Below are 25367 nucleotides of genomic sequence, written 5' to 3' on the forward strand. Positions count from 1 at the left end.
CTATTCGATGGAGATCTGCTCCGCCACCCATTGCTGCAACTGACGGCGCGAGATCTTGATGCCGCCGGCTTTCAACGCATTTGGCATCGGCAACAGCGCCATTGGCCGCTGGAAGTTCACCAGCCGATCTTGCGACCAGGCCAGCAGTTCTTCCAGCGAAAGAGGCTGCTCACTGTCGATAACCGCCACCGGGCGTTGACCAAACTCGGCATCGTTCACCGGAACCACTACCACTTGTAAAATCTGCGGATGAGCTGCCAACACACGCTCAATATCCTCCGGCTGAATGCCTTCTCCACCGCTGAAAAACAGGTTGTCCAGCCGACCGATAATCCGCAGCTCACCCTGCTCCATAACGCCGCGATCGCGGGTATGGAACCAGCCTTGCGGATCAACGAGCGGCTGCAACGCACCCTGCCGCCAGTATCCTAACGCCAGACTCTGTGCACGGATCCACACTTCTTCATCCACCAGCTTAATTTCCCGACCGGCCAACGGCAGGCCGACACCCGGCCGTGCATCGGCGCGCTTGGCACACACAGTGGAAGCCAGTTCGGTCAGCCCATAACCGCACCAGCAGCGGATACCCGCGGCCTCCGCCTGTTCGGTCAGCGCAACCGGGATCATCGCGCCCCCCAGCAGCACTTTTTTCAGCGTCAGCCCTGCCAGCGGTTGCGCCAGCAGACGCCAAAGCTGAGTCGGCACCAGCGAGGCATGGGTACAGCCCGCCAAAGCATCCGCCAGCGGGTGCATATCGCGCACCACCAGCGTGGCACCCGCCTTCAGCCAGCGCCAGACAATGCCCTGCCCGGACACGTGAAACAAGGGTAACGACAGCAGCCAACGATCCCGAGGTTGAAACTCCATCAGCTGCAACACGCCTTCGGCGCTGGCGAGATGCCCGGCAAAACTGTGTGCGGCCGCTTTCGGTCTGCCGCTGGAGCCGGAGGTCAGGGTCAGCGTGGCCAACCGTTGGGGATCCCAGCGCGGCGGATTCAGCCAACGGGGTTCGGTAGAAGGAGGATTTAAGCGGATAACGCTGGCCGGCAAGGTCGGCAACGCGTCTGGGCTGAAGGCAAAATCGATATCCAGCTCGGGCAACAGCGTCGCCAGCAGGGTAGCAGGCAGCGCCGGATTCAGCGGCAGCAGTCGTGCACCACACTGCAACAGCGCCAGATAGGCCAACAACAGCGGATAACTGTTCTTGCCACACAGCGCAACGCCGCAACCGGGCTCGACCCCCTGGTACTGAAAATCCGCCGCCAGCTTATCCACCTGACGCCGTAACACCAGCCAGCTCACCGGCTGATGACCGACAATCAGTGCCGTCGCCTGCGGACGCCGTTGCGCCCAATATCGCCATGGCCAGTCATTTAACTGCGCCATACACACTCCAGCGCTTGCTGATCCAGTAGCGGCAGCTTGCTGTCCGGCCAGCGCCGCAGCAGTTGTGCCTGCATCAGATCCAGCGTGTCGAGTCCAGGCACGGTGGCCGGTGTCAGCCAGTGCGCGATGCGCGCCAACTGCGTCAGCCCCAGGCTGGATTCAATGCTGGAACTGATCACCGCCGTCAACCCCACCGCATGGGCCTGCTCCACCAACGCGCGACAACGGGTCAGGCTACCGACCAACGTCGGCTTAATCACTATCGCTGCCACGCCCGGTTCCGCCTGCACCACAAAATCGGCCTCGCGCACGCTTTCGTCCCAGGCAATGGCAATGCCGGTCGCCTGAGCGAAATCCCGCGATTCATCACGGGTTTTACAAGGTTCTTCAAGGAAAGCAATGCGGTCACGCAGCGCCGGGTTGACGTATTTAGCGAAACCATCGGCCTTGGCCCGCGTCCAGCTGCGGTTGGCGTCCAGCCGCAGTCGGAGATCCGGCAGTGCTTCCAACAGCACGTTGACGATCATACCGTCGCGCACCGCTTCATACAGCCCGACCTTCACCTTGGCGACCTTTTCCCCCGGCAAGGCGGTCAATACTTCGAACAGCTCATCGGGGTCACCGGTACACAGCGGCGCCTTGCGGTAATCGGCCTGCAGCGGCAGCCGCTGCTCCAGCTCGGCCAATGCACAGCTGATGCCGAACGCCACCGAAGGTAACGGGCTTTCTGCCGGTAATGCCCCGCCTTGCCAGCTTTGTAGCCAGCTCAGTGCGGCCTGTTCGGCCTGCGCCAGCGTTTCCTGACTGAACTCCGGCAGTGGCGCGATCTCACCCCAGCCCTCCTGTTCACCCTGCTGCAGATGGATCAGCAAGCCATCGCGGGTTTTCAGCCGCTGGTTACGCAGCACTACACCAGCGTCCATCGGCAGGCTGTAACGGTAAACGGCCGCGTTACGTCTAGCCGTGTTCATTACGGATTACGCTTGAATTTGCTGAAGTCAGGCTGGCGCTTTTCGTTAAACGCGTTGCGCCCTTCCTGGCCTTCGTCAGTCATGTAGAACAGCATGGTGGCGTTACCCGCCAATTCCTGCAGACCGGCCTGACCGTCGCAGTCGGCGTTCAGGGCCGCTTTCAGGCAGCGCAGCGCCATCGGGCTGTTCTGCAGCATTTCACGGCACCAGCGCACGGTTTCTTTTTCCAGCTCCGCCAGTGGCACCACGGTATTGACCAGGCCCATGTCCAGTGCTGCGGCTGCATCATATTGACGGCACAGGAACCAGATCTCGCGGGCTTTCTTCTGGCCGACGATACGCGCCATGTAAGAAGCGCCCCAACCGCCGTCGAAAGAACCGACTTTCGGGCCGGTCTGGCCGAAAATGGCGTTGTCCGCCGCAATGGTCAGGTCACACATCATATGCAACACGTGGCCACCGCCGATCGAATAGCCGGCGACCATCGCCACAATCGGTTTCGGGCAGGTGCGGATTTGACGCTGGAAGTCGAGCACGTTCAGATGATGTACACCGCTGTCGTCCTGATAGCCGCCGTAGTCGCCGCGTACTTTCTGATCGCCACCGGAGCAAAATGCCTTGTCGCCGGCACCGGTAAGGATAATGGTGCCGATCCCGTCGTCATAACGGGCATTGGACAACGCTTCGATCATCTCTTTTACCGTATGCGGCCGGAACGCATTGCGCACCTGCGGACGGTTGATGGTGATTTTGGCAATGCCGTCGCTGGACTTGTGATACAGGATATCTTCGAAATCACCGGAGCAATCCTGCCAGTCGATGGCGGCGTACAGTTGTTCTTCATTCGGATAGAGCATGTTCTGTTCCTTTAACCAGGGTTAACGAGAAAAGTGCGCAGCTCGGCGGCGAAATCTTGCGGATTGGCCAGGTGCGAGTTATGCCCGGCCTGCGGCACGATGCGTAACGGCAGCCCGGCATCGCGCGCCAGCTGTTGAAATTTGTGATCGTCACCACCACACAGCACCACCAGCGGGACCGGCAGTTGTTGCAGCAGTGGCGCCAGAGCGGGCTGTCTGCCCAGCGAAGTGGCTTCCAGCATGTCTGCCACGGCCGCGCCGGCATTGTCAGAGCGGGCGTCGATCAGCGCCTCACGGTGCACCGCACTGAGATTGGCGAACACCGGCTGTTGATACCAGTCTGCCAACACCTCGGCGAGTGGCTCACGGCGAAAACGTTCGGCCCAGGCGGCATCATGCGCCAACCGCTGCTCGCGCTGCGCGACATCGGCCAGCCCTGGGTTCCCCCCTTCAATAATGACACCCTGTAAGCCACGGGTGTCACCGTGGCAGGCGTGATACATGGCGATACGTCCGCCCAGCGAATAGCCCACCAGCCAATAGCGTTCGATGCCGTGCATTTGCAGAGTGGCGCTGATCTGCGCGCTGATATCGTCAAAGCTGGTGCAGACTACCGCAACGGAATCCCCGTGGCCGGGCAAGTCGATCGCCAGCGACGGCCATTCCGGACAGCGTGAAGCGATCACTCGCCATTCATTATTATTGCCCAACAGGCCGTGCAGCCAGATCAGCCATGGGCGATCGGCCTCGCCCTGTTGCAATACTTTGGTTGCCAGCATCATTGCTCCGCCATCTGTTGCACCAGATGCTGCAGCGTCTGCGCACCATCACTCGGCGGCACCTGCAGCTCAATCAGCGTGGCACCGCTATGGCGCCAGCCCTGTTCCACCGCCTGCAGCAGTTGCCCCCAGTTTTCCGGGCAGGCGTAAGCCAGCTGGAACATCGCCGCCGCATGGCTGAATTCTACGTCCTGCGGCATGCAGTAAAACCGCTGCCGATCTTCTTCCGGCGTCGGCAACAGTGAGAAAATCTGGCCGCCGTTGTTATTCACCACGATCAGCACCGTCGGCGCAGAACATTGGCGCAGCAGCGCCAGCGCGTTCAGGTCATACAACGCAGAGAGATCCCCCACTACCGCCAGCGTCGGTTTGGCGGTTGCCCGCTGCACGCCAGCCGCCGTGGAGATCAGGCCGTCGATACCGCTGGCCCCGCGATTGCTGAATACCGGGTAACCGGCCGGCAAGCGGGTCAGCGCATCAATCAGCCGCACGATCAAGCTATTGCCGAGGAACAGTTGGCCATTTACCGGCAGTAATTCCGGCAGTCGGTGAGCTAACTGCGCCTCACCAAAGCGGTTAACCAAATGGCCGGCGACGCTATCCAGCGCGTTGTCTGCCAACCGAGTCAACTCATCGGCCCAAGGGGAACGCCGCTGCGCCGGGTGCAGTTCAAGCCACTGCGCCACGCTGGCACGAATGCGACGTCCACGATGCTGCGCCGGATCGAGCCGCCCCGGTAAATCGTCGATCAGCCAATACTCTTGCGGACGACACTGTTCCTGCCACTGCAACAGGCGTTTGCCAGTCAGGCTGCTGCCGAACTGCACCACCAACTGCGCATCATCCAGCCGCTTTTGCGCCTGCGGCTGAGCCAGCCATAAATCGGCGCAGGGCAGCGGCTGCCCAGTCTGAGACAGCACGTCGCCAATCAGCGGCCAACCGAGCAGTTCGGCCCATTGGGCCAGTTGCTCGCCCTCTTCCGCGCTCATGCGCCCCGCCACTATCACGCCGCGCTTTTGCCGCCAGAAGAACCAGTCCGGTTGTTTGAGCACCTGGTGGGGATCCATTTCACGCAGCCAGGGGTGGCTGCCTTGCCACCAGTCGCCGAGCGTCGCCGACCAGTCGGCATACTGTTGCTCATCACCGCCGTACAGCGGTTCGGCAAACGGGCAATTAATGTGCAAAGCGCCGTGCTGCAGGCGTGCCATCGCGCTGTCGACGGTGGACACCAGCCAACGGGCAGGAATGTCGGTCGTCGGGCGCGGCAGGTCAATACTCAGCGCCGGGTGGCTGGCATACAGACCATTTTGGCGGATCGCCTGGTTGGCGCCGCAGTTGATCAGTTCAGGTGGCCGATCGGCGGTGAGAAACACCAGCCGTTCACCGGTCAGCCCGGCTTCGATCAGGGAAGGGTAAAGGTTGGCTGCCGCAGTACCGGAAGTGACGATCACCGCCACCGGCTCCCGCGATGCCTTCGCCAGGCCAAGCGCCAGATGGCCCAGCCCGCGCTCATCAAAATGGGTATGGCAGATAAAAGACTTGTTAGCCGCCGCCGCCAGCGTCAACGGTGTAGAGCGTGACCCCGGAGCGATACAGACATGTCGCACTCCATGGCGGGCCAGCGCTTCCAACAGCAACGCCGCCCACCGGCGATTAAAAACACTTGTCGACATAATTCGCTCACAAGTCGGTTAACAGAATCGTCCGCTGGCCCCGCCAATCGCGGTGTGCCAAAAATGATGTTCTGCATTATATGAGTAGTTATCTTTACGACTTTTGCGCCAGCGCAAAAACGCCGTATATCCCGGTGACTTTATGATAGACAATCAATTGATTTTGAACAAAAAATAAACATAAAAATCACAAACAGTTTACACTCACCGCGCCATTCTCTCAATGAATCCAGAACAACAGCAGGGAAATTCAGGCCAGGCTTAGGGTTGCAGCAAGCTCAGCAACCCGGCGGCCTTGTTTTCAATTTCCTGCCACTCTGCGGCAGCGTCAGAGCCGGCCACGATGCCCGCACCGGCATACAGCCACAACCCCTGGTCATCGAGCTGTGCACAGCGCAGGGACACACAAAACTCACTGCGGAAAGAAGACAGGTAACCGGCAGATCCGGCGTACCAGCCACGGTCGAAAGGTTCATGTTGCAGAATAAACTCGCGGGCAGCCTGGCGTGGGAGCCCGGCAACCGCCGCCGTGGGCTGCAAGCGCTGCAGGCAATCGGCATCGTCACCCTGGTTGAGCCGGCCTTCAATGCGACGCCGCAGATGCTGCACCTTACGCAAGCGCACCACCTCCGGCGGCAACACATCCACCGCATCGGCTCCCCCTTGCAGACGTTGGCAGATGTCATCCACCACCAGCAGATTCTCATGCTGGTTTTTGCCATCCTGCAATAACCACTGCGCCAGCGTCTGAGCCTGCTGTCGATCGGGGTGATTGGCCACGGTGCCCGCCAGCGCCTCCGTCTGCAGATGGCGACCGTTGCGCAGATACAGCCTTTCCGGACTGGAGCCGAGAAAGGCGCAATCTGCATCAAAGCGCAGCATAAAGTGGTAGCAGCGGTGGTTCACCCGGCGGCTGGCGTCCATCATCGCCGGTGCAGACAGCGGGCAATCCAGCGTCAGTAACGTACTGCGCGCTAACACCACCTTCTCCATCCGTTGCCGACCTATCGCTTGCAGTGCGTCGTGCAGCATGATTTCCCACCCGGCAAAATCCGGTTGATGCTGCACCTGGGTCACCTGCGCCTTTAATGGCGTGATGGGCCTTGCCAACGAGAGCTGCTCCAGCCCGTGGCCGGCTAACGCCGCATCTTCACGTAGCGAGCTGGCAGAAAACAGATTCAGAGTTAATTGTGTTTCACCGTCACGGCTCAGAATTTCCAGCCGTGGCAAAAATAAATGGGCCACACCGTCAAAAGCATTCAGCCCCCATACCCGCGCTCCCTCATGCTCCCTGAGAAATGCCTGTGCCTGCCGTGGCTGGCTAAACTGACATACTGCGCCGCAGACTGCCGCCTCCTCATGCCCATCGCGATGACGCCAATAAAATTGCGGGAATGCCGCTTGCGCCGCCAGCCACTCCAGCAAATGGTCGGCTAACGGTGCCGGTACGGGAAGTGAAAGCTGCCGGAAACCACCCACAGCAGGAAAAGGTTGTTCAAGCTGCTGGCGTAACCGCCTCAGCAATCCCGAAAGTTGTTCCACGACCACCTCAATAACCAAGCTTAATGTAAGGAATTATACGGCAAATCAAGGCAGGACGGCGGAAAAATAGCGTTGGGGATCAACGCCAGCGGTCTTTAATTGTTTATTAAAATTAAACAATTAGTTCAAAAAACGGCCAACATGCCATTATGCAGCTATACTGAGAAGGCATGTTCCTGCCTGCTGCGAACCCACGCCAAATCTGCCCGGCGCTAAAAACAGGATATTCACGATCTCCCAGCGGTTTCACCGGCTGCCCTTTGGGTCAGATGTAAGGAGCTTTTGTGTGAAAGAAATACTAATCAATTGGTTAAAAAAACAACGCAGAACACCGAAAGTAAAATCTTTACCCGCCCGGCGCGGCAAGGGAGAACCCGAGCCTAGCGGCGGAACGATCAAGGCCGAGCTGTTTTCTGTCGATCAAATGGAGCGCTATGGCCAACGTCTGGCGCGCTCCCACAAGCTGGCGACGCGTAAGACTCCCTACTACTTGCTGAAACGACTGGATGATAACGAGCGCATCCTGGCGGAAAGCTGCCATCAACTCAGCAATGGCAAGAAAGCCAGCATGACCCCCGCCGGCGAATGGCTGCTGGATAACTACTATCTGATCGAAGAACAAATCCGCGTCGTGCGCCATCACCTGCCGAAAACCTTCGGGCGCGGCCTGCCGCAATTGAGTGCACCGCATAACTGTCCACGCATCTATGACGTTGCTTCGGAAGCCATTGCACACGGTGACGGCCGCTGGGATGCCGAGAGCCTCACGCGCTATATCGCCGCCTATCAAAAAGAAGCCAATCTGACATTGGGTGAACTTTGGGCGCTGCCTGGCATGCTGCGCCTGGCGTTGATCGAAAACCTGCGGCGCGTCAGCGTTGAGGTGGCCCAGGCGCAGCAGGAACGCAATCTGGCCGACAGCTGGGTGACTAAAATGCTGGAATCGGCGGAAAACGATCCGGCCAATCTGATCGTGGTGATTGCCGACATGGCGCGATCCAATCCCCCGCGCACCAGTGCCTTCGTCGCCGAGCTGGTTCGCCGCCTGCAGGGTCACGGCACCATGCTGGCGTTGCCGCTCACCTGGGTGGAGCAGCGCCTGGCGGAAGTCGGCCTGACCTCCGACGAATTGATCCACCGCTTTAACCAGCAATTGGCGGTCAGCCAGCTGTCGGTTAGCAACAGTATTTCCGGGCTGCGCCAACTGAGCGAAATGGACTGGGCTGAATTTGTCGAAACCATGAGCCAGGTGGAACAAACTCTGCGCCAGGATCCGGCCGGGGTTTACCCGTTGATGCACTTCACCACCCGCGACAACTACCGCCACGTGATTGAAATGCTGGCGCGGCATTGCCCGCACAATGAGGTGCAGGTCGCCCAGCATGTGCTGAATATGGCACGCATTGCGGCTGAAATTCCCTCCAGCGATCCACGTTGCAACCACATCGGCTATTACCTGATTGATGATGGTCGCCCGGAGCTGGAGCAACAACTTGATGTGCGCCTCGGCCGTATTACCCGCCTGCGCCATGCGTTGAGTCAGGCGCCGCTGCTTTCCTGGCTCGGCAGCCTGAGTCTGATCACCACCGCCTGCTGCGCCGAGCTGCTGCGCCACGCTTACAGCACCGGCATCAGCTGGGGGCTGGCGCTGTTGTTTTTCCCCATGGCGATCGTCATCAGCCAATTCGTGCTCAACCTGCTCAGCGAGGTCACTACCCGCAGCCGTACCCCACAACCGCTGCCGAGGCTCGATTTCTCCTGCGGCATTCCGGCCGAGTTCCGTAGCCTGGTGGTGATACCGACGCTGATTGACAGTAAAAGCGACGTCGATAAGCTGATCAATGCTCTTGAAGTCTGTTATCTGGGCAACGCGATGAAACATCTGCACTTTGCCCTGCTTACCGACTTCAACGATGCCCCGCAACAACAGCACGCGGACGATGCCGAACTGCTGGCCTATGCCAGCCAACAGATGGAGGCGTTGAACGGGCGCTATCCTTGTGAAGGACCCAGCCATTTTTTCCTGTTTCACCGCAACCGTGAATGGAACGAAAAACAGGGCGTGTGGATGGGACTGGAGCGTAAACGCGGCAAACTGAATGCGCTGAACGACTGGCTGCGCAACCGTGGCAACGCCTTCTGCACCCAGATTGGCGACGGGCTGGAAGTGCTGAAAAACGTCAAATACGTCATCACCCTGGACAGCGATACCGTCTTGCCGCGCGAAAGCGCCCACCAATTGATTGCCGCCATGGCCCATCCACTCAATCAGCCCCAGTATGACGCGCGTCAGCAACGGGTGGTGGAAGGTTATGCCATCCTGCAGCCACGCATGGCCGAGGAGATCCCAAGCTATGGTCAGGGCCGTTATGCCGCGCTGTGCAGCAGTACGCCGGGTAACGATCCCTATACGCTGATGGCCTCGGATATCTATCAGGATTTGTTTGGCGAAGGCTCGTTTATCGGTAAGGGGATTTACGACGTAGACGTGTTCTCACACAGTCTGAAGGGAACCTGTCCGCCGAATCTGGTGCTGAGCCACGACCTGCTAGAGGGGTGTTATGCCCGCTCCGGCCTGCTGAGTGACGTGCTGCTGTATGAACAGTATCCCAGTAATTATCTGGTAGACGTGGCGCGGCGTTCGCGCTGGATCCGCGGTGACTGGCAACTGCTCAACTGGCTACTGCCACGGGTGAAAACCGCAGACGGCAGCCGTACCGCCAACCCGCTGAGCACCCTGTCGCGCTGGAAGCTGTTCGATAACCTGCGTCGCAGCCTGACGGCACCCAGCCTGCTATTGCTGTTGTTTTGCGGCTTCGTCTGGCTGCCGAATACCCGTTACTGGCTGGCGGTGTTCGCCATTATTCTGCTGCTGCCGACCCTGTTGGCGCTGGTGCAGGACATCGTGCACAAACCGCCTCGCAGGCCGTTCCTGCAGCACCTGTTGTTGGCGCTGAAAGGCTCACTGCGCCGACTGTCGCAGGTTGGATTACGGCTGGCCACGCTGCCGCATGAAACGCTGTACAGCCTGAAAGCGATTGCCGTCACCCTCTGGCGATTGCTGATCACTCAACGCAACCTGCAGGAGTGGACCAGTTACGATCAATCCAAAGCCCGCCAGCAGGTCACGCTGAAAAACTTCTACCGCGCGATGTGGATCAATCCGGTGACCGGCCTGGTGCTGCTGTTCTTCACCCTGATGCATAACCCGATGGCGCTGTTTATCACTCTGCCGCTGGCCGCCCTGTGGATGCTGGCGCCGTTGCTGCTGTGCTATCTCAGCCACGAACCCCAGCGCAGTAAAACCGCCATTAACGATGAACAGCGGCGCTTCCTGCGCCATACCAGCCGCCAGACCTGGGACTTCTTCAATACCTTCGTCAATCAACAGGAAAACTGGCTGCCGCCGGATAACTATCAGGAAATACCCGAACCGGTCGTCGCGCACCGCACTTCACCGACCAATATCGGGCTGTCGCTGCTGGCGAACCTCACTGCCTATGACTTTGGTTATCTGACGCTCAGTGAGGCACTGCGGCGTATCGAGCTGACGCTCAATACCCTCGACCGCATGGAACACTATCGCGGCCACCTGTACAACTGGTACGACACTCGCACGCTGGAGCCTCTGACCCCGCGTTATATCTCCAGCGTCGACAGCGGCAACCTGGCCGGTCACCTGTTGACCCTCAGCGCCGGCTTGCCGGCCCTGGCTCACCAACCGGTCATTGACCCGCAACAGATGCTGGCCGGGCTGGGCGACAGTTTGCAACTGCTGGAGCAACATTGGGGCGACGCTGCGCCGAAAAACCTGTCGAAGCTGCGTAATCACTGGGAGCGAGCGCACCACAGCCACCCCGCCGCCCTGCTGGCGGAGCTGAATGCCATGCGCAATTACAGCAACGGGCTGCAAGAGCCGGCACTGAATCACGATGAGGAAACCCAACGCTGGGCCGGTGCACTGCATCAACAGCTCAATGAGCTCTGTGCGGAATGGGCGCAGTGGTGCGACTGGCTGAGCGACGGTCTGTCAGAACTGGAACAGGTGCCCAGCCTGCACTGGCTGGCTAACCCACCGGGAACCTTGAAGCTGTCGCCGGAGCAGCAAAGCCAACTCGAGGCAGCCAGCGCCCTGGCGCAGGAACGACTGACCCAGTTGTACAGCCTGCAGCAACGGCTGGAAAAAATGGCGCAGATGGACTTCCACTTCCTGTATGACGAATCGACCCATTTACTGACCGTCGGCTTTAACTGCGATCAAAACCGCATGGACAGCAGTAAATACGATCTGCTGGCATCGGAGATCCGCCTGACCAACTACGTCGCTATCGCCACTAACCAGGTACCGCAGCGCAGTTGGTTTGCGCTTGGCCGCTTGTTCACCGTGATCGACCGTGAACCGGCGCTGATGTCGTGGAGCGGTTCAATGTTTGAATACCTGATGCCGCAGTTGGTGATGCCCGCCTACCCTGATTCGCTGCTGGTGCAAATGTGCCGGGCGGCGGTGGAACGGCAGATTGCCTGGGGCAAGGAACGCGGCGTGCCCTGGGGCATTTCCGAATCCGGCTACTTTGGCTTCGATGCCGATCAAAACTACCAGTATCATGCCTTTGGCGTGCCCGGACTGGGCCTGAGACGCGGGCTGGGTGACGATATGGTGGTCGCACCTTACGCCACGCTGATGGCGTTGATTGTCGATCCGCACGCCGCCTGCAATAACCTGGTCACGTTGGAACAAAACGGCGCCAAAGGCCGCTATGGTTTCTACGAGGCGCTGGATTACACCACTGCCCGCCTCAGCCGCGGTCAGCTGTACGTGATTATCCGTTCTTATATGGCGCACCATCAGGGCATGAGTTTCCTGGCCCTGTCGCACCTGCTGCTGGATGCGCCGATGGTGGCGCGCTTTGCAGACTATCCGGCATTCCAGTCGACACGCCTGCTGCTGCAGGAACGGGTGCCGGATGCGGTTGAGCTGTACAGCACCCGCCGCCACTTCGAAACCCATGAGGGCACCATTACCCCGGCCAGCTTCGCCGCACGCGAATTCAACCGGGTGGACTCGCCGATCCCGGAAGTGCAGTTGCTGTCCAACGTCAATTATCACCTGATGCTGACCCAGGCGGGCGGCAGCTACAGCCGCTGGCAGAACCTGGCACTGACCCGCTGGCGTGAAGATGCCACCTGCGATAACTGGGGCGCTTTCTGCTACCTGCGCGATCCACAAACCGGCGAGGTATGGAGTAATACCTGGCAGCCGATCGGCGGTGCTGCCAAGGGGTACAGCGCCGTATTCAACGATGCCGGCGCCGAGTTCCAGCGCCAGCAGGGCGCGTTGTCGGTCAAAACGCAGATCGTGGTGTCACCGGAGGATGATATCGAGCTACGCCGGGTGACGCTGATCAACCGTGGTAAACAGCCGCGGACTATCGAAGTCACCAGCTATGCGGAAGTGGTGCTGGCGCCGGCCGGCAACGATCTGGCTCACCCGGCCTTCAGCAACCTGTTTGTACAAACCGAGCTGCTGGCGGATCAGGACGCTATTTTGTGCCACCGCCGCCCACGCGAACCGCAAGAGAAATGCCCGTGGTTGCTGCACATGATGACGGTACAGGGCCGCAGCAGCCAAACGTCGTTTGAAACCGACCGTGCCAAATTTATCGGCCGTGGCCGTACCCCGGCCAACCCCCAGGCGCTGTATCAAAATACGCCGCTGAGCAACAGCGCCGGTCCGGTGATTGATCCGATCATCGCTATTCGCCAGCGCGTGGTGTTGGAACCGAACGTGCCGCTGACGCTGGATATTTTCTATGGCGTCTGTGAAGACCGTGTCAGCAGCCTGGCGATGCTGGAAAAATACCGCGACCGTCATCTGGCGGACCGCGTGTTTGAACTGGCCTGGTCACACAGCCAGGTGGTGCTGCGTCAATTGAATGCCAACGAGGAAGACGCCAACCTGTTCAATCGCCTGGCCAGCGCGGTGGTGTTCCCGGCGCAGGAAATGCGCGCTGCCAGCAACGAGATTATCCAAAACCGCCGTGGCCAGTCAGGGCTGTGGGGACATTCGATCTCCGGCGATCTGCCTATTGTGCTGCTGACCGTCACCGACGGTGAAAATATCGAGCTGGTGCAGCAGCTGATCCAGGCGCACAACTACTGGCGTCTGAAAGGGCTGCAGGTGGATCTGGTGATCCTCAACGAAGACGTCGGCGGCTACCGCCAGGAGCTGCAAAATCAGATCATGAGCCTGATCGCCGCCGGGATGGAATCTACCCAGACCGACAAGCCCGGCGGCATCTTCGTGCGCACCAGCGAACATATGTCACCGGATGATCACCGCCTGCTGCTCAGCGTGGCGCGGATTTATCTCGACGATCGCCGCGGTGGACTGACCGAACAGCTCAATCAGCGCCTGCAACTGCCGCAAATTCCGCAGCAACCGCTGTCGCCGGTGACCGCCTCGTCGAAACTGGCCACGGTGGACAATCTGCCGCGTAACCTGCATTCGCCGCAGTTGCCCGCCATTGACGCACTGCAGTTCTATAACGGTCTCGGCGGCTTCTCGGAGGATGGCCGTGAATATGTGATTGCGATGAATGAAAGCAAGATCACCCCCGCGCCCTGGTCAAACGTGATCGCCAACCCGATGTTCGGCTCGGTGATCTCGGAAAGCGGTCAGGCATACACCTGGTACGAAAACGCCCATGAATACCGCCTGACGCCGTGGGATAACGATCCGATCTGTGACCGCAGTGGGGAAGCCTTCTATCTGCGTGATGAAGAGAATGGGCATTTCTGGTCGCCCGCACCGTTGCCCGCCCGCGGCCGCGGTCACTATCTGACCCGCCACGGTTTTGGCTACAGCGTGTTTGATCACCGCGAAAACGGTATCGACAGCCAGCTCACCGTGCTGGTGGCCAAAGAGGCACCGGTCAAACTGTTCCTGCTGACGCTGACCAACACTTCCGGGCGCACGCGCAAGCTATCTGCCACGGGCTATGTGGAGTTTATCCTCGGCGATTTACGGCAAAAATCCGCCATGCACATCGTCACCCAGGCGGCAACGCTCGAGAGCGGCTGCGGGATCCTGGCCACCAACCACTACGGCAGCAGCGGATCGGAACGCACGGCTTTCTTTGGCGTGACCGGTGTGCACTGTTCGATCAGCGGCGATCGGCGTGAATTCATTGGCCGCAATGGCTCGCTAACCAATCCGGCGGTGCTGAAGCTGCGGCGGCTGTCTGGCAAGGTCGGCGCAGCCATGGATCCCTGTGGCGCCGTGCAGTCGGCCATCAGTCTGATCGACGGCGATCAGCGCAGCTTTGTATTCGCCCTCGGCTTGGGGCAAAACGCCGATGAGGCCCAGGCGCTGCTGCAAAATTACCTGCGGGAAGACAGCCTGCAAGATGAACTGCAGCAGGTCGCCGCGCATTGGGACGGCATTCTCAACAAGGTGCAGATCGGCACGCCGCAGCCGGCCGTCGATCTGCTGGCCAACGGCTGGCTGCTGTACCAGACCCTGTCCTGCCGAATTCAGGCGCGCAGCGGTTACTACCAATCCGGCGGTGCCTTTGGCTTCCGCGATCAGCTTCAGGATACGCTGGCATTGACCCACGCCGCCCCTGAGCGCCTGCGAGAACAGATCCTGCTGTGCGCCTCACGTCAGTTTGTCGAAGGCGATGTGCAGCACTGGTGGCACCCGCCACAGGGTAATGGGGTGCGCACGCGCTGTTCAGATGACTATCTGTGGCTACCGCTGGCGATTTGTCACTATCTGGACGCCACCGACGATCAAAGCATTCTGGACGAACAGGTAGGTTATCTGGAGGCGCGCAAGCTGGCGCCGGGCGACGAATCTTCCTACGAACAGCCGGCCCTGAGTGCAACGCAGGAAACCCTGTACCAGCACGGCGTGCGAGCGTTGAAACACGGCTTGACCTTCGGTGAACACGGTCTGCCGCTGATGGGTGCCGGTGACTGGAACGATGGCATGAATATGGTGGGCCTGGAGGGTCGCGGTGAGAGCGTGTGGCTCGGTTTCTTCCTGTTCCATATTTTGCAGCGCTACGGTGAACTGGCGCAACGCCGTAACGACGCCGACCTGGCCACGCAGTGTCGTCAACAGGCCGCCACCCTGCGCGATAATCTGCGCGACCACGCCTGGGACGGCGAATGGTATCGCCGGGGCTATTTTGACAGTGGGGAACCGCTGGGATCTCATCAGTCGGCCGAGTGCCGTATCGATGCCATCGCCCAGAGCTGGTCAGTGCTGTCCGGGGCCGGCGATCAGCCGCGCAGCCTGCAGGCCATGCAGTCACTGGACAAACATCTGGTCGACGATCAGGCCGGTCTGATCAAATTGCTGACGCCGCCGTTTGACGGCAATGGCCCTAATCCTGGCTATATTCGCGGCTATCTGCCCGGCGTGCGGGAAAATGGCGGTCAGTATACCCATGGCGCCGTATGGGCGGTGATGGCCTTCGCCGAGATGGGCAATATTGAACGCGCCTGGGAATTGATGGCGCTGATCAACCCGATCAACCATAGCCTGGACAGCACCGCTGCCGAGCGCTACAAGGTCGAACCTTACGTGGTCACCGCCGATATTTACGCGGTGGCACCGCATGTTGGCCGTGGCGGCTGGAGTTGGTATACCGGTTCGGCCGGCTGGATGTACCGGCTGATCCTCGAGTCTCTGCTGGGGCTGAAACGCCATGGCGATCGGCTGACCGTCAACACCCGTCTGCCAGCCGACTGGCCGCAGGTGACGGTTAACTATCGGGAAGGAGGCAGCGAGTATCAGTTGATTGTCCGCCAGGGACAGGGAGATGCGCAGGTGACTGTCGACGGTGAAAAACAGCCGGAGGCCGTGATCACACTGCTGGACGATGGGAAAGTCCATCAGGTGGAGGTCACGCTGGGGCAGTAAATGTCAGGGCGCGGCGGTTGCCGCGCCCACCTTCTGACAGGCGTTATTTACGCGCCAGCAGCAAGCCCAGTACCAGACCGACCGTCGCGCCGATGCCCACGCTGTGCCATGGGTTTTCACGCACGTAACCGTCGGTGCGGCAAACCGCATCCTTGGCCCGCGCATAGTAGGACTCGGTAGAGTCAGCCAGTCGTGACTTGACCTCGCTCAACGCCTCTTCGGCATGAGCCTTGATGTCAATATAGGCCTGATCGGCACGATCGCCGGAGTACTTCAACACTTCTTCCAGCGTGTCGCTCAGCATTCTCAGATCGTCATCGAGCGTGGTTTGATCCGCATCCGTATTTCTCGCCATGTTAAGTTCTCCGTGATAAAAAATGAAACGGCCCTTAACTATAGACAAGGATCACCGCTCTTCGCCATCAGACTATCGGCTAAAATCAGAACACCAGCTGTACCTTGGCCGCCTGACTCTTGTCACCGGCAAAGGTCAACGCCTGTGCCAGTTGCTGATTATCAAACTCGGCAGACAGTAGCGGCAACGGATTGACGGTCCCCTCGGCCAACCAGGCCACCGCCAAATCAAACTCTTCAACAAAACGAAACGATCCCAGCAGAGTCAACTCCTTGGCGATCAGCAACATCAGTGGGAAGTCAGGGAAACTGCCGCCCATGCCTACCTGCACTACCGTACCTTTGGCGCGGGTGACTTCCAGACAACGCTGCAACGACAGTGGGTGGCCGGAAACTTCAAAAGCGATATCAAAGACCCCCTTTTCCTGCTGGTAGGGGCTAAAATCGTCATTGCCGGCATGCAGACAACGGGTCGCCCCCATTTTCTGGGCAATATCCAGGCAACGCGGGCTGAGATCGGCACAGACAATTTCGTCGGCGCCCAGCGCCTTCAGTGACGCCACCAACAGGCAGCCAATCGGGCCAACGCCGGAAACAAACACCCTTTTCCCTTTAACCTCACCCGGCTGTTTCGCCGCGTGGATCGCCACCGCCAGGGGTTCGGCAAACACCATCACCTTTTCATCGCGATCGGCATCGAAGGCAATGCACTGGGCGCTATCGACCACCTTGTACTGAGTAAAGGCGCCGTCAACATGCGGGAAGTACATCGCACTGCCGAAGAAACGCATTTGGGTACATTGGTTTTGCTGACTCGCCAGGCAATACTTGCACTGTCCACAGGGTTTGCTGGGGTTTAACGCCACCTTCTGCCCCACTGGCAGCCGCGCGGTATCACTGGCCACCACTTCACCGATCACCTCATGGCCGAGCACCATCGGCTGCCGCACCTGAAAACTGCCGACTTTGCCTTCCTGGTAATAATGCAGGTCGGAACCGCAGATGCCGCCACGGGTGATTTTCACCAGCGTACCGATCCCCTGATAATCCACTTCCTGCTCCACCACCGCCACGTCATATTTGCCGTTTACCACGCAGGATTGAGTTTGAATTTTCATCATGATTTTCCCTTGAGCAGGCGGCTAGACCGCAGCGGACATGCCGCCATCGACAAACAGCAGATGACCATTAACAAAATCCGAGGCTTTGGACGACAGGAACACCGCCGCGCCGATCAGCTCCTGCGGATCGCCCCAGCGGGCGGCCGGGGTACGCTTGGTCAGCCAGGCGGTAAACTCCGGGTTATCCGCCAGCGCCTGGGTCATCTCGGTTTTGAAATAGCCCGGTGCGATACCATTGACCTGAATGTTGTAGCGTGCCAGCTCCACGCACATGCCACGCGTCAACATTTTTACCGCACCTTTGGAGGCGGCATACGGCGTGATGGTGTCGCGGCCCAGTTCGCTCTGCATCGAGCCGATATTGATAATTTTGCCGCTTTGGCGCTGCACCATATGGCGCGCTACGGCTTGTGACACCATAAATACCGCCTTCTGGTTGACGGCGATAATGTCGTCCCAGTCTTTTTCCGGAAATTCGGTAAACGGATGACGGCGCTGAATACCGGCGTTGTTGATCAACACATCAATCCCGCCGCTTTCCGCCTCGATTTTTTCTATCGCAGCATGAATAGCCTGTGAGTCGGTGACGTCAAAAGCCGCCGCATCGGCGCGGAACCCTTCACGGCGCAGTGTTTCAACCGCACGCTGGGCGTTTTCCTGAGTGGTGGCATTGACCAGAATATGGGCGCCATACTGCGCCAGCCCACGAGCCAGCAGAAAACCAATGCCTCGAGAAGCGCCGGTAATCAGTATTTTTTTGTTATCCAGTGAAAATAAGGTGTTCATAACATTCCCCGGCAATAGCATTTGGATAGGACTGACGCCTATCTCAGCGGATCGCCGTCGGTAAAAACGTGATAAAGATCACTTAAAACAGTGTTACTAAAAGCTGTTACCTTTAACGTGAAGCCGCGCATTCACCCGGGGCAGGGAATTACCATATTTAATTGAAAAACATGAAGTTTATACTTTACAACGTCGATTGTTATCACCAGATCGATTTGTTAACATGGCAGAATTAGCCATCTTTCCGCTCCACCCTGTTAAGGCCCCTGAATGAAGAACCAACGCGTCACGCTGCAGGACATTGCACTGCTCGCCGGTGTGACCAAAATGACCGTCAGCCGCTATCTGCGTACGCCGGAAAAGGTGGCGGCCGAAACCGCCGCGAAAATTGCCCAGGTGATGAAAGAAGTTAACTTCACCGACAGCGATGAGGCGCGCTCAACTCAAAAACCGCGTATTGGCGTGTTGATCCCCTCCTTCAACAACCAGATTTTTGCCGATCTGCTGGCCGGTATCGAATCCATCACGCTGGAGCACGGCTATCAAACCCTGGTGGTGAACTATGACTACAGTCGTCAGCGGGAAGAAGAGCACATTATCCAACTGCTGGCCTACCCGATCGCCGGGTTGATCCTCACCGATTCAGAGCACACTCTGCGGGCGGAAAAATATCTGGCGGCGGCAAAAATCCCGGTGGCGCAGGTCATGGATCTTGAAGGGCCTGAAGGACGGATCGCCGTGGGGTTTGATAACTATCAGGCGGGTTTTGACATGACCGAAGCGCTGCTCGCCAGCGGTAAACGTCAGGTGGTTTACTTTGGCGCCATGTCCGACGCACGCGACACCAAACGTTTCCAGGGCTATTGCCGGGCGATGGAGAAGCAGGGGTTGATGCCGCGGCAAATCACGCCGCATCGGGTGTCGTCGGTCTCGGTCGGCTCCGACATGCTGGCGATGGCGCGACAGCTCTACCCTGATTTGGATGCTATCTTGTGCACCAATGATGATCTGGCGGTGGGCGTATTGCAGGCGTGTCTGCGGCTCGGGCTGAAGGTCCCGCAGGATATCGCCCTGTCAGGTTTTCACGGTCTGGATATCGGTAAGGCTACCACGCCGGGGATCGCCAGCGTGATCACCCCAAGGTTTGATATGGGCAAGGTCGCTACAGAGATTTTGCTGAAACGCATCAAAGGGGTGCCCTGCATTGAGCGCGTTGACCTGCACTACCGCATTTCACTCGGCGGCACCATTTAAATCAGCGGTTAACATGCTCGGTAACAGCCGTTGTCTGTTTAGGTTTATCTTTGCGCGCCGCCAGCCACAGGCCGCTGTTTTTCATCGCGTAGCCGAATACCAGCCCCACCAGTAAGGATAGAGTCACCAGCGGCCAGTTACCGCCACCGGCGAAGGTGGCGCAGGCGCCAATAAAGGTGCCGGGTACAAACCCCAACCACTGCTGCCTGGCCTGAATGCACATCAGGAAGGCCACCGCACCGGTCAACAGGTAGCCGAGCATGCTCCAGGCGGGCGCCAATTCGCTGCCGTGAATGATCACCATCGCCCAAAAGATCCCGCTGCAACAGGTTAGCGTGCTGATCAACAACCCTTTCAGCCCGCCCTGTGGGCAAGCAAAATAGGCCGTACAGCCCAGGAAACCGGCCCAGCTGATCAGCCCCAGGCTAACCGCCACCCAGCCCCACACACCGGACAGGATCCCGGTCGTCACAGCAATGGCAAAAATAACGTTCATAAACCGACCCGCAGCAGAGAAAGCGCGCAGTTTACTCGAAAATCGGCAATATTATGTGATGAAATTCACATAAAACATGTAATGAGAAACATGGTAATTACAGAGTTGTGGAATTTGTCACAAAAAAAACCAGCGTGGCAAGCACGCTGGAAATGACACACAACAACACCAGGGAAATCGGATCGCCACATTGCGCAGCGACTAGAGACTTATACCCTACCAACTTCAAGTTTCGGTCAACAAGACCTCAGCTTGGAAGGCGACGGGTATCTCAGCGCGGGAAGCCCGCACGGGTCACCATGAAGCTCAAAATTAAGCACACCACGGCACTGACCATAAATAACAGATTGACCGCCAGATGCAGACTGGCATGGTCGATCACTACCCCCAACAGGATCGGGACCCAGTTGGCGATATAAGCAATAACGTAAAACAGTGAAATCAGTCTGGCATGGCTGGCCTTCGGTGAAATCAGGTTCACCAGCGTGGCACTGCCGACAAAAATAGCCCCGTAGGCATAACCGGCAATCACCATGCCGGCACTGGCCAGACCCAACGAGTTGATCTGAATGGCTTCGGCAAACACCACCACCGACAACGCCTGCGCCAGACAACCAAACATCAGCGAGTGGCGCGCATTAACGCGGCGACTCAGGATCTGGCTGATACCGGCAATCACCAGGTAAACCGCAATCACATAGCCGTAAACGCCGCGGCTATGCATACCCAACAGCTTTTCCGACACGCTCGGACCGATCGCCAGAATACTGGCGGCCACCGCCCAACAGATAAACAGTGCGCCGGCACACAGGTAGAACTTGCCGCCGGTAGCGCGCAGGCCGTCAGCCAACGAACTTTTCTCTGCTGCGGCATCACTCCCCTGCGCCCCGCTTAACGGCACGGCGACGGCTTCAACCGGCCATTTCAGCATCACGCCCAGCGCGGCCACGGCGGCCACCGCCATAATGATAATGAACGGCAGCGAAGTGGTATGGAACCCGGTTTGCAGCGCCACACCGCTGAAAATCGGTCCCAGTGCCAGGCCGGTGGTGAATGACAGCGTGGCAATCAGCGCCGCATTTTTACCGCCATCTTTCGGCCCAAAACGCACCAATGCAATGTTGGCCGCTCCGGTCAACGCCCCGGTGCCGATCCCGGCCAGCAAACGTGCCATAAACATCATCAAAAACGAATCGGCCATCGAGAACAACAGGGCCCCGGCCAGCACCACCAGCAAAGCCGGCACTATCATGCTGCGCAGGTCTTTCACCTTACCGGCCATGTTGCCCACGCCGAACAGCGAGATCAGCACACCGGCGGCATAGGCACCATAAATGACCGTCAGGCTGACCGAGCTTAACGCCAACTCATGTTGATAAAGCGGATAAAGCGGCGTCGGTGCACTGCTGTTGAGCAATGCAGACATTAAGGCCAGGGCTAAAAACAGCAGGATGGCAAAATGCGACGTGCCCGAATTCGCTTTAGCCGCTTCATCAACAGCCACACCTTCAGACATTCTTCTCTCCCGAAATAATCTGGATAAACACTAAACCCTGAAAACCAAACTCATCAGGAGACGCGTTCATCATACCTTTCGGGTATAACCGTCAAAATAGCCAAGAATGCATCATAGTGATTCATTAATGCATTCTGTTGCATGCAAAACTACACCGCTTCGGCCTTGGCGACCTTCGCCGGCGCGCGTTTTAAAATAGCCAGCGCACCGGAAAGTATAATCAGCGCCATACCGCCCGCGGCAATATAAGACAGCGTCTCGCCAAACAGCAGATAGCCGAGCAGCGTGGAGAAAATGATGGTGCTGTAGGACAGAATACTGACGATCACCGCGTTGCCGCTGCCATAGGCACGGGTCATGGTGATCTGCCCCAGGCTGCCAAAAACGCCGATGGCACCAACGCACAGCATCATGGCGCTATCCAGCGTGGTGAAGCCCACAACCGTCGTCATCACGCCCCCCACCAGGGTGCCCACCAGCGAGAAGTAAAACACCACCCGCAGTTCCGGTTCGCCACTGCGCACCAGTTTGCCGACGTTAAAATAGGCCAGCGCGGTCAACAAGCCAGAAAACAGGCCGATCAGCGTGGCGGCATACTCACCGTTCGGCGTATCAGGGCGCAGCAGGACCACAATGCCGATAAAGCCCAGCAGCACCGAGAACAGCAGCTTGCCGGTCAACTGCCCTTTCGACGTCACAAAGGCGATCGCCGACTGGAAAATCGGGTTGGTGTAACCCAGCGTGGTGGCGGTGGCGATCGGCAGGTGGATCAGCGAATAGAAACCGCAGTACATTGCCGCATTACCGATGGCGGCGCGCTTCATATGCAGACCCAGGTGCCGGGTGCGAAAGCCGAGGTTTTTAACCTGAATTAACGCAGCGACGATCAGCACGTTAATCACCGAGCGGTAAAAAATGATGTCGAAAAAGCCGACTTTGGCCGAAGCCAGTTTGATGCTGGCCCCCATCAGCGCAAAGAACCCGCTGGCGACAACCATCCACAAAGCAACCATGATTCCCTCGGTATACTGCCCCCAATGGGCAATAAAATAAAACGGGGCGAATGTATTCGCCCCCTACAGGTAACGCAATCGACAACGCTGTAGCTTGAAAGATGCCGGGGATATTATTCGGCGGCTTTCACCGTCAAGGGCTTGTTATCGGCGCAGGCAAAGAATACCAGCATCTCGGCACCTTTATCGCCGGAAACGCCCTGATGCACGATATCTACCGTGTCGGTAAAGGAGTCGCCCTGCTTAAAGGTGTGCTTCACGCCGGTTTTCTTAACCGTCAGTGAGACGCTGCCACCGGTCATATACACCGCGCTAATGCACGGATGGGTATGCCAGGCGAGTACCTTGTTCGGCTCCACCGTGACCTTCAACATGGTGATCTGCGGGGCGCCGGCCGGATAATGCTGGTACGGCGAACCTTCCCACGAGGTCTCGGTTTTCAGCAGGGTTTCTTTGGTAATGCCTTCGCCGTGATCGTCAGCGGCCTGGGCATAGCCCTGAAATGCCATCATTAATGCCAGAAGTGCCAGTTTATACATTGTTATCGCTCCATGACTACTGTGAACAAAATAGAATGGCGTGATACAAAAGCAATAATGACGGCTCCCGCAGTTTGTGGGCTACGTCCTTACAAGCCTTTGATACGCTGCTCGTATTCTACGATGCTCTCGGCATAGTATCGATTAGGCGCCACATGATTACCTACCAACACTTCTATCAGGAACGGCCCTTCGTGCTCAGCCGCAGCGGCTAACGCCTCATCCAGCTCTTCCAGCGTGGCCGCTTTGGCAGAAGAAACCCCCAGGCTGTTGGCGAAGGCCTTCCAGTCGTGATTCGGCAGCGCCGTATAGTCCGCCGAGACACCACGGTTCTGCAAGGTATCTATGTGCATCGCACCATGGGCGCAGTTATTCATCACCACAAAGGTCATCTTGACCTGATAACGGGCCGCAGTCTGGATCTCCATGCCATGCATCAGCATGCAACCGTCGCCGGTGACCACCACGCAATCACGGTGCGGCGCCGCCAGCTTGATGCCGATACCGGCACAAATCGCCCAGCCCATCGGTGCCAGAGAGCTTGAGGTATGGTAATCACCGCGCCCACTGGCCAGCCAATGATGTGCCATAAAGATCCGGTGCGCACCGGAGTCGACCACCACGTTAGTGTCCTGATTCATGCGGCTGCGAATGCGTTTGATGGCATCGCCGGGGTACATATTGGCTTCACCCAGGGCAAGACGCGCCTGTAAATCGGGCCTTTGTTGCTCCAGCGGCAGTGAACGCACCTGTTCGAGCCAGCCATTGCGCAAGCTTTTGATACCGACCAAATGCGCATATTCATCGCTGACTGCATCCAACAGGTGGTGCAGCGTGCCGGTCAGGCTGGAGAAAATCTGCATGTCCGGCTGATAGTGCGAACTGACCTTGTCAAAATCTTCATCAATTACCACCAGCGTTTTGGTGCCATGCAGCCGCGGGTTCCAGTTCAGGCTGTCGCGCTGGCTGAGATCGCAGCCCAGCACCAGCAGCACATCGACTTCGTCGCCATTGATGGTTTCCACCGCCCGGGTGTGACCGGCGAAGCCATACAGCCCCAGCGCCAACTCGTGCCCTTCGGGAAAAGCGCCCTTGCCGGACAGCGTAGTGGCGACCGGCAAACGGTATTTCTCCGCCAGGCGCAACAACAGTGCAGCATCCAGCGGGTTATTCATGCGGTTTCCCACCAGGCAGGCAACGTTCAGCCCGCGCAGCAGATAATCGTCCACGACCTGCTCCAGCGCCTGCTGGTCGATCGCCGCTTCGCGGCACTGCGGCGTACGCTGCGGGCTGGCTTCATAATTGCCGGCCACCCCTTTCTTTTGCATATCAACCGGCACGCTTAAATAAGCGCGGCCTTTACGCTGGGTGTTCAGGCAGGACAAACTGCGCCGCAGCTCGTGCTGCAACGTAAGGTTATTTTTCACTTCTATGGCGGCGGAAAGCAGCGGTTTGACGATAGTCAGCTCATCGATGCCGCTATTGCTGCCGTCCTGGAAAGCGCCCTGCGCTTCATGATAAGTGGCGATCCCGCCGGCCAGATACAGCACCGGGATTTTATCGGCCTGTGCCGCGGCCATTGCCGGCAGGAAATTCATGGTGCCGGGGCCGGAGATACCCAGGCAGACGCCAAATTTGCGGTTAGCACGGGCGTAGCCATCGGCCATAAAACCGCAGGCGGTTTCATGAGCACCGACGATGCCGGTAATGGCTGAATGTTCAATGGATTTAATCAGTGGGTACACCAGCTTGCCGGGTACCAGGAATATGTGCTGAATGCCGCGTGCTTCAAGACTCTGGATAATCACCTCAGCGTTACTTTGCTCTGCCGCTTTCGCGCCGGGCGTTGCAATAACCCTGACACCGTCCGCAGTTGCCAGTGCAACGGGGGTGTATAACTTCTCTGCGTGAGACTCCATTTTTAATGTCCAGTCGTGGTAGGCCAACCTGATTCAGAGTCGATCCCACCAGGCTGTTAGCCAACAGAGACAGGCTCTCATACGCATCTGTTTATGCGTTTAGGGTAACACTGGCACGAAATGTGCGCCAGATCACAGCATAAACGTTGATAAGCATAAAGATTGTCGGGTAAAAATAAAGATGCAAAACTGCTTCACGTTGATGCATTTATTCATATCCTGAAACATAATA

The 25367-nt window shown here is 58.4% G+C and carries 16 protein-coding genes; 2 read left to right on the plus strand and 14 right to left on the minus strand.

Annotated features, from left to right (window positions below):
* From menE to menF, 6 genes are all read right to left on the minus strand, one after another.
* Positions 1-1386 (minus strand): o-succinylbenzoate--CoA ligase, encoded by a 1386-nt coding sequence (gene menE / locus QOT07_RS17250; protein ID WP_261427985.1) that lies wholly within the window; start codon positions 1384-1386, stop codon positions 1-3.
* The gene (gene menC / locus QOT07_RS17255) at positions 1374-2357 is read right to left on the minus strand and encodes an o-succinylbenzoate synthase (RefSeq protein WP_261416743.1); all 984 of its coding nucleotides are present in this window, start codon (positions 2355-2357) and stop codon (positions 1374-1376) included. Before menC ends, menE begins: the two co-directional genes overlap by 13 nt.
* A complete protein-coding gene (menB, locus tag QOT07_RS17260; RefSeq protein WP_085117730.1) occupies positions 2357-3214 on the minus strand; it encodes a 1,4-dihydroxy-2-naphthoyl-CoA synthase in 858 nt (285 codons plus the stop codon). Before menB ends, menC begins: the two co-directional genes overlap by 1 nt.
* Before the next feature lie 11 nt (positions 3215-3225).
* Positions 3226-3996 carry a 2-succinyl-6-hydroxy-2,4-cyclohexadiene-1-carboxylate synthase gene (menH, locus tag QOT07_RS17265; protein WP_219016678.1) on the minus strand — a complete coding sequence of 257 codons (771 nt, stop codon included), beginning with the start codon at positions 3994-3996 and terminating at the stop codon, positions 3226-3228.
* Positions 3993-5666, minus strand: coding sequence for a 2-succinyl-5-enolpyruvyl-6-hydroxy-3-cyclohexene-1-carboxylic-acid synthase (gene menD, locus QOT07_RS17270; protein WP_261416745.1), 1674 nt, complete (start codon positions 5664-5666; stop codon positions 3993-3995). The genes menH and menD overlap by 4 nt, the downstream gene beginning before the upstream one ends.
* A 261-nt stretch (positions 5667-5927) precedes the next feature.
* On the minus strand, positions 5928-7208 hold the full coding sequence (gene menF, locus QOT07_RS17275; protein ID WP_283603646.1) for an isochorismate synthase MenF: 1281 nt from the start codon (positions 7206-7208) through the stop codon (positions 5928-5930).
* 286 nt (positions 7209-7494) lie between these two features.
* Here menF and QOT07_RS17280 point away from each other — a divergent pair, with 286 nt between their 5' ends.
* A complete protein-coding gene (locus tag QOT07_RS17280; protein WP_283603648.1) occupies positions 7495-16137 on the plus strand; it encodes a glycoside hydrolase family 94 protein in 8643 nt (2880 codons plus the stop codon).
* 43 nt (positions 16138-16180) lie between these two features.
* Here QOT07_RS17280 and elaB read toward each other — a convergent pair whose 3' ends face one another.
* From elaB to idnO, 3 genes are all read right to left on the minus strand, one after another.
* Positions 16181-16492: a stress response protein ElaB gene (elaB, locus tag QOT07_RS17285; RefSeq protein ID WP_112348855.1), complete on the minus strand. Its 312-nt coding sequence runs from the start codon at positions 16490-16492 to the stop codon at positions 16181-16183.
* 85 nt (positions 16493-16577) lie between these two features.
* On the minus strand, positions 16578-17609 hold the full coding sequence (idnD, locus tag QOT07_RS17290) for an L-idonate 5-dehydrogenase (protein WP_283604386.1): 1032 nt from the start codon (positions 17607-17609) through the stop codon (positions 16578-16580).
* 24 nt (positions 17610-17633) lie between these two features.
* On the minus strand, positions 17634-18398 hold the full coding sequence (gene idnO / locus QOT07_RS17295) for a gluconate 5-dehydrogenase (RefSeq protein WP_085117744.1): 765 nt from the start codon (positions 18396-18398) through the stop codon (positions 17634-17636).
* Between the two features lie 270 nt (positions 18399-18668).
* Between idnO and QOT07_RS17300 the strand changes: the two genes are divergently transcribed.
* Complete coding sequence (locus QOT07_RS17300; protein WP_099061596.1) at positions 18669-19652, plus strand: LacI family DNA-binding transcriptional regulator; 984 nt, start codon at positions 18669-18671, stop codon at positions 19650-19652.
* 1 nt (position 19653) lies between these two features.
* Here the strand turns inward: QOT07_RS17300 and QOT07_RS17305 are convergent, their stop codons facing one another.
* The 5 genes from QOT07_RS17305 to QOT07_RS17325 all read right to left on the minus strand — a co-directional run bounded on the left by QOT07_RS17305 (position 19654) and on the right by QOT07_RS17325 (position 25135).
* Positions 19654-20148 carry a DUF1097 domain-containing protein gene (locus QOT07_RS17305; protein ID WP_261416750.1) on the minus strand — a complete coding sequence of 165 codons (495 nt, stop codon included), beginning with the start codon at positions 20146-20148 and terminating at the stop codon, positions 19654-19656.
* A 271-nt stretch (positions 20149-20419) separates the two neighbouring features.
* The gene (locus tag QOT07_RS17310; protein WP_099061598.1) at positions 20420-21664 is read right to left on the minus strand and encodes an MFS transporter; all 1245 of its coding nucleotides are present in this window, start codon (positions 21662-21664) and stop codon (positions 20420-20422) included.
* A 149-nt stretch (positions 21665-21813) separates the two neighbouring features.
* Positions 21814-22677 (minus strand): DMT family transporter, encoded by an 864-nt coding sequence (locus QOT07_RS17315; RefSeq protein ID WP_099061599.1) that lies wholly within the window; start codon positions 22675-22677, stop codon positions 21814-21816.
* Positions 22678-22790: 113 nt separating this feature from the next.
* Positions 22791-23216, minus strand: coding sequence for a cupin domain-containing protein (locus QOT07_RS17320; protein WP_099061600.1), 426 nt, complete (start codon positions 23214-23216; stop codon positions 22791-22793).
* Positions 23217-23305: 89 nt separating this feature from the next.
* Positions 23306-25135 carry a thiamine pyrophosphate-binding protein gene (locus QOT07_RS17325; RefSeq protein WP_283603649.1) on the minus strand — a complete coding sequence of 610 codons (1830 nt, stop codon included), beginning with the start codon at positions 25133-25135 and terminating at the stop codon, positions 23306-23308.
* Positions 25136-25367: the final 232 nt, after the last annotated feature.

Origin of the sequence: Serratia proteamaculans (assembly GCF_949794035.1) — a bacterium.
GTDB lineage: Bacteria > Pseudomonadota > Gammaproteobacteria > Enterobacterales > Enterobacteriaceae > Serratia > Serratia proteamaculans.

What these genes read in the sequence shown, in the direction of transcription:
- menD (WP_261416745.1), bottom strand. Translation starts at nt 5,666, where the DNA reads ATGTCGACAAGTGTTTTTAATCGCCGGTGGGCGGCGTTGCTGTTGGAA.
- QOT07_RS17325 (WP_283603649.1), bottom strand. Translation starts at nt 25,135, where the DNA reads ATGGAGTCTCACGCAGAGAAGTTATACACCCCCGTTGCACTGGCAACT.
- idnD (WP_283604386.1), bottom strand. Translation starts at nt 17,609, where the DNA reads ATGAAAATTCAAACTCAATCCTGCGTGGTAAACGGCAAATATGACGTG.
- QOT07_RS17310 (WP_099061598.1), bottom strand. Translation starts at nt 21,664, where the DNA reads ATGTCTGAAGGTGTGGCTGTTGATGAAGCGGCTAAAGCGAATTCGGGC.
- QOT07_RS17300 (WP_099061596.1), top strand. Translation starts at nt 18,669, where the DNA reads ATGAAGAACCAACGCGTCACGCTGCAGGACATTGCACTGCTCGCCGGT.
- QOT07_RS17320 (WP_099061600.1), bottom strand. Translation starts at nt 23,216, where the DNA reads ATGTATAAACTGGCACTTCTGGCATTAATGATGGCATTTCAGGGCTAT.
- menB (WP_085117730.1), bottom strand. Translation starts at nt 3,214, where the DNA reads ATGCTCTATCCGAATGAAGAACAACTGTACGCCGCCATCGACTGGCAG.
- QOT07_RS17315 (WP_099061599.1), bottom strand. Translation starts at nt 22,677, where the DNA reads ATGGTTGCTTTGTGGATGGTTGTCGCCAGCGGGTTCTTTGCGCTGATG.
- menC (WP_261416743.1), bottom strand. Translation starts at nt 2,357, where the DNA reads ATGAACACGGCTAGACGTAACGCGGCCGTTTACCGTTACAGCCTGCCG.
- idnO (WP_085117744.1), bottom strand. Translation starts at nt 18,398, where the DNA reads ATGAACACCTTATTTTCACTGGATAACAAAAAAATACTGATTACCGGC.
- menE (WP_261427985.1), bottom strand. Translation starts at nt 1,386, where the DNA reads ATGGCGCAGTTAAATGACTGGCCATGGCGATATTGGGCGCAACGGCGT.
- menH (WP_219016678.1), bottom strand. Translation starts at nt 3,996, where the DNA reads ATGATGCTGGCAACCAAAGTATTGCAACAGGGCGAGGCCGATCGCCCA.
- elaB (WP_112348855.1), bottom strand. Translation starts at nt 16,492, where the DNA reads ATGGCGAGAAATACGGATGCGGATCAAACCACGCTCGATGACGATCTG.
- QOT07_RS17305 (WP_261416750.1), bottom strand. Translation starts at nt 20,148, where the DNA reads ATGAACGTTATTTTTGCCATTGCTGTGACGACCGGGATCCTGTCCGGT.